The 1,061-nt window shown below is 48.3% G+C and carries 1 rRNA gene; it reads left to right on the forward strand.

Going from position 1 to position 1,061, the window contains the following annotated elements:
• Positions 1 to 720: 720 nt before the first annotated feature.
• A 16S ribosomal RNA gene (locus N0M98_RS33670) occupies positions 721 to 1,061 on the forward strand; the annotation flags it as partial.

Consider the following 1,061-nt stretch of genomic DNA (forward strand, 5'->3'; position numbering starts at 1 on the left):
AATATGGACTTAAAACGCTCTTGTAATCTGCATGCACATGAATGACGAACATCGGAAAGCCGTATGAGGGAAAACCTCACGTACGGTTTGATGAGGAGGGGCAGATTTCTCTGCCCTTTACTCTAGGGAAATTACACGCAGCAATTTCCTGTGGATATCCGGGGGTTCCCCCGAAAGTAAAGTCTACCCATAGAACGATCCCAGCGGAATGGTTAGACGCCGATCCAGCCTAGGCTGGATGCGGACGGAATAAGCTTCAGGGCATCACGTCACTACCCTGGAAATTACTCTTGGTACCCCATTTCCATTGTCTGTGGTGCCGCGTCGGCGGCATGGATGGCTTTTGGGGGATTTGTTCTTGCATCACTTTTTTTGAATGGAGGCTTGACTTTCTACATGCGGCTATGATACATTAACTTTCGCCGTCAAAACGGCAAACGTCACAGCACAATATCGACAAGCTTGAAAGAAAAAAGTTTTAAAAAAAGCTTGCAATAAGATGGGTGAGTGTGATATATTAAAAAAGTCGCTGCTAAACACGGTGACACAAAATGACAAAACGATATCGGCAGTAAAAGAGAAGTTTTGTTGAATGATTGTCCTTTGAAAACTGAACAACGAGTGAGTGTTAAATAGAGAATGCAAATTCTCGCTAGCATTGAATTTTGAGCTTAAGACAAGCTCTGATAATGCCTCATGATTTGGTTCGTGGGGAACACTTTATTGGAGAGTTTGATCCTGGCTCAGGACGAACGCTGGCGGCGTGCCTAATACATGCAAGTCGAGCGGACCGTTCCTTCGGGAACGGTTAGCGGCGGACGGGTGAGTAACACGTAGGCAACCTGCCTGTAAGATCGGGATAACTATCGGAAACGATAGCTAAGACCGGATAGCTGGTCTTCTCGCATGAGGGGATCATGAAACACGGGGCAACCTGTGGCTTACGGATGGGCCTGCGGCGCATTAGCTAGTTGGTAGGGTAACGGCCTACCAAGGCGACGATGCGTAGCCGACCTGAGAGGGTGATCGGCCACACTGGGACTGAGACACGGCCCAGACTC

It is taken from the genome of Paenibacillus doosanensis (genome assembly GCF_025060755.1).
In the GTDB taxonomy this organism is placed as follows: Bacteria; Bacillota; Bacilli; order Paenibacillales; family NBRC-103111; genus Paenibacillus_S; species Paenibacillus_S doosanensis.